Source organism: Imhoffiella purpurea (genome assembly GCF_000585215.1).
Lineage (GTDB): Bacteria > Pseudomonadota > Gammaproteobacteria > Chromatiales > Chromatiaceae > Imhoffiella > Imhoffiella purpurea.
In genome coordinates this window covers 1-3,966 of sequence record NZ_AONC01000033.1, presented here as the reverse complement: position 1 = coordinate 3,966, position 3,966 = coordinate 1, and the positions used below count along the sequence as shown (strand labels likewise).

At 50.1% G+C, this 3,966-nt stretch carries 2 protein-coding genes and 1 pseudogene; all 3 read right to left on the bottom strand.

All coding sequences use genetic code 11. From position 1 onward, the window contains the following. Nucleotides 1–323: 323 nt before the first annotated feature. The gene (locus D779_RS22225; RefSeq protein ID WP_157726376.1) at nucleotides 324–2,261 is read right to left on the bottom strand and encodes an AAA family ATPase; all 1,938 of its coding nucleotides are present in this window, start codon (nucleotides 2,259–2,261) and stop codon (nucleotides 324–326) included. Next, a complete protein-coding gene (locus tag D779_RS11145; protein WP_043753857.1) occupies nucleotides 2,258–2,806 on the bottom strand; it encodes an ABC-three component system middle component 4 in 549 nt (182 codons plus the stop codon). Before D779_RS11145 ends, D779_RS22225 begins: the two co-directional genes overlap by 4 nt. Further along, nucleotides 2,806–3,858 (bottom strand): annotated as a pseudogene (locus tag D779_RS21680) (dsDNA nuclease domain-containing protein); the annotation flags it as partial. The gene D779_RS11145 and the pseudogene D779_RS21680, both read right to left, overlap by 1 nt. Between the last annotated feature and the right edge of the window lie 108 nt (nucleotides 3,859–3,966).

The window sequence follows — 3,966 nt, the reverse complement described above, 5'->3', positions numbered from 1 at the left end:
CGTGGCTGGCAGAGGGCGCATCGGCAGGCATCGCTGGCGTTTTGGTCGACATCAGACGATACCGCCCGCGTCCCTCTGCCGCCAACTCAACCGATCCTGCCTGAGCCGTTTGGGGCATCACTCAGCCCTCCCTCCATGGCCCGAAAATGGCCAAAGTCGAGAACAAAGACATCCCTTTCATGTGGATGGCTATTAATTTGACTTGCGGCCTTGGTGATGAAATGCCTCGACTAGCAGAAGCTCATAATTTCGACGACGCTAGGCGCTAGTGAAGGCGTTGCCAAAATCCTCCGCATCTTTGACGATAGCGGATATTAAAGTGTTTACGGCCCATCGTAATAAGAAATTAAGCTCGGCGCATCCCGCGTGCCTGCCATCCGCTTTTGTGAAAAGCCTATAAGTTCAGATGTGGGTTCAACAAGATCAGAATCGATAATCAAGAATTGTGTGCCTATACCGCTTACTGCAGTAGCCGACCGATATATCTCTCGATACAAGGACTGAACTAACTCAGGGTTTTCGTCATCGCTAATATTTTTAGTTGGACTATCAATGATTAGGATGCTTGGGACAGGCATTCCTCGTTCGTGAGCAACCTCATGAACAGCCAGTGCATAGCAGACATTGAAGAGCGTCTTCTTGCCTCCGCTTCCCGTTTCCCAAAACCCCCATTTTTGTTCAGCATGAACGACGACTGGCTTCCAGTCGCGAGGGTCTAAAAGGACGTCGTCTTCATCTGAGACGCCAGGCAGCCCAACGTCAAGCATAATTGCCTTGAATTTCTCTGCAATTGCACGGGCATTCTCGTCCCCTGACCGAAGTCGGCTTCGCTCCTCTTCGATAGTAAATCGTAATCGATCAATTATTCCTTGTGATGCTCCAGCTCGCTCTTCAAGCTCACCAATTGCCCGGCTCATCTCTTGAAGGCGCATAAGCGATTGGAATCGCTCCTCAAGTGTTGCGATTTCACGGTCAACTATACGAATCTTTTCAACAAATGCTGAGTCGTAGCGTTGTAGTGCGTCCTGAAGTTGACGATCTAATTGTCTCTTTGTGTTTTCAAGTCTCTGAAGCTCTCGTTCGGACCGCTCCAGTGCTTGCCGTTTTCGGTTCATTGAGTCTGAAATCTGATCAATGCGGTCATTAAGCTCCCGTCGAATCACCTCAGTATCTAAACCAGGGCGTATATCAGTAGCTGCAGAGGGCGTTCCGCAAAGTCGGCACTGATCATCAACTGCGGGACGCATCGATAGGTCAGAGCCGCATTGAGGGCAAATTGAGTAATCGATATCCTCAAAGATTTGGCCTGCCTGTTCCGCACGCCCAGCCTTCAACTTCGCTGTAATTAGCTCAGCTTTAAGGGCTTCTTGTTCGCCGAGTATGGTCTGAGAAGTGTCGATAGCTTCTTGCAGGTCGGCAACTGCCAAGCTTAGTTCGCGTAGCTCGCTTTTCATTTCGTCGGTCGGATGCGTGTCGGTTGCACGCTCTGTTTCGAGAGTCTGCTTCTGTGCTTGTTTCGCTCGCAGATCACTCTCAAGTATCTCTATCCCTTCTGTAAGCTCAAGCTCAGAACCAAGACCGAATCGCGACATGAATTCACGAATCTGGATAACAGCTTCGCGAGCGCCGGCTTTTTCACTGATGGCACGATAATAATCCGCCTGTAACTGACTCAAGCGCTCCGAATGCAATCCCGTAAAAAACCGCATCGCATCCTGACTTTTCCTGCCTCGGAATGGGTCATCTAAGCGAAAAAACGACGAATCCAAAAGAGCCTGATCCAAATAGCAGTACCGCCAGATATCTCGAAAGCTAAGTCTGACCAATGGCGAATTTGGATCGCGGCTCCGCCTGAGAACCTTAATGGGTTCCACCCCGCATAGATGAAACAAGAGATCGCTAAGGTTATATACTTCAGTGTCCGGCAGCAGCGCTTCACTTGCAGACAGCGGAGCGTTTACTGATCCTATATCCTCTTTTCCTAGGCTCCAGGTGACGCGAACCGACTGCGTGTCTTCATCTCCACGTTCTAGTGTGCATTCATATTCGCCGAGTGTCGCGCCAAGAACGACAGACACGAACTCTTGTTGAATTGCTGGCGTGCGTTCCAAGTCGCCGCCGAAGCAGTAATCAATGAGGCGAGCTACGGTCGACTTACCTGTACCAACTGGGCCGTAAAGAAAAGTAACGGTCTTCGAGAAATCAATACGCTCGATCGTCTGACGTGTTCTGACAACAAGTTGTGTCAGCCGGATATTCATGTTGGGATTCTCTCGTTCGATCGAAGTGACACAACTTCAGGGAACGTCTCATAGATGAAATTCATCAATGATGTCCCTTTTAGGTTGAAATGCCGCTTCAATAATTCAGATCGCCTCGCGTAGTCTTGAAACTCTGGGTTGGCACTCAACTTCAATGCTAATTCCCTGCCGTTTTCTGTGAGCGCAATCACAATCTTTCGCCCCTCCGTTCTGACCGTAACTAGTCCTTTACCGATAAGGATATTGAGGAACTCACGGTACCGGTGGTCCCAAGGTCCGAATCTATAGCGCACCATCTGAGACTCGACACTCAGACGCTCATAATCCTTAAGCTGAACATCCCGCGTAGAACGACCCTTTGCGGAAAGGGCACGCTCAAGCATGACGGGATAGCGGAGTAGAAAATCGAGTTTGGCAAGCTTTGTGAGTCCTTCTAAAGCCTCTTGCTGCTGCACATCTGAAAAGGCTGAGATGAGCACGAGAAGACGGGCTGCATGTAAATTTGGCTGACTATCGAGTTCAGCGATGGTCTCGACTAAATCCATCAGTCGGATTCCCAGGGGCGAGCATGGCTCCAAATAACCTTACACTGAGCAGTCAATGAGAAAGCTATACCTTCTAGGTGATCGTCGGTGCAGTCATAGAGTTGATCGCCAGCCGCACGTCTTTCGCTGAACCGGCGACGCAGATCTTCTCTCATGGCAGGTCCGAAATCGTCAGTGTCAGTCTCTGTAGCTTCGAACGCTCGTCCGGCATCGTTGAGTACGACTGAGCGGATGTGGTCGTAGCGTTCTAGCCCCTTGTCCCGTCCGTATTTATTAATCCAAGCAATTCCAAGGTAGTCAGCTTTATCACGTAGATCTTCTGCGGAGTTCCTCGACACCAGAGAGAATCCACCCGCGTCCACCTTCGCATGTAGTAGATTTATACTGCCTACTCCCGGCTCAACATAAATATCAGGATTACCAGCCAACGTTGCGGAACTATTGCGCCCATGCTCAAGAATATCTTGAACACGAGCAAGAGTCATGCGCTTCCCATTTATTCGTGCAGCTGTGTCTGCCGCATCGTCGATAGTTGTCATGACGTAAGCAGGTAGGAGCTGTTCGTGACCTAGAGAAGAGGCTCTGGCGCACTCGTCAATCAAGACTTGCGCTGCATGTTTAACCGCATTGTGTGAACAGTCAGCCGCTGGAGTCCAGCAGTGGACAATGGCATCAATAAGCCTCATAAGCGCATCGCGAAGCTTGGGTAGCTCGGCATTCGCAACAGTCTTAGATAGGGCGGCAAAAGCAACCGGTTCAGTAACGTCAGCATCTTTCATGACTCGACTGAACCATCGGCGAGCTGTAGTTGGTATGTCGTTAACTGTCGCCGCACTCTTTATCGATTGCAGAACGTACCGAAGATCTTGCCCATTACTATTCGAATAGAGAGAGTGATTCGTCAAGAAGCAGAAGTTCCGGAATTTTCCAGGATATTCCGATTCCAGTTTGGCGAACCGGGTGCATGTTGCCAAAACGGCTTCATCCCCTGCCTTCCAAGGCGGTAGGTCATGGCAACGCGTCTTGACCTGGTGGCCAGTAAACGACCCATCTTTATGCTTAAGTAGAAGGCCATGATCATAACCCTGGCCAAGACCGAGTGCGGATGTAGGTGATTAGGGTGACAAGAATTGGCAGGACCCTCTCCCGTGCGTACCCTT